Raw genomic sequence first — 228 nt, 5'->3', positions numbered from 1 at the left:
GCCCAGCAGCGACACCCCACAAGAACCGGAGACCGAGAACCACCGGAAATGTCGGAGCGAAGTCCACAGTCACCGCGAGCCCAGCTTGGATGACTGTCCCGGTGATCAGTAATCGGGTCGTCGTCGTTCGCTCTACGAGTCTGCTTGCCGGCCACTGCACCAAGACGAACGGGAGTAGCGTTGCTGAGAGCATGAGGCCGAACGACGCGTAGCTGATGTCGTACTGAT

At 60.1% G+C, this 228-nt stretch carries 1 pseudogene; it reads right to left on the bottom strand.

The annotated features are described in order from the left end of the window. Positions 1 to 228, bottom strand: a pseudogene (locus EXE45_RS21140) (MFS transporter); the annotation flags it as partial.

It is taken from the genome of Halorubrum sp. SP9 (assembly GCF_005435015.1).
Classification (GTDB): Archaea; Halobacteriota; Halobacteria; order Halobacteriales; family Haloferacaceae; genus Halorubrum; species Halorubrum sodomense.
The sequence above is the reverse complement of the archived record's forward strand: the minus strand, read 5'-3'. Positions and strand labels throughout refer to the sequence as shown.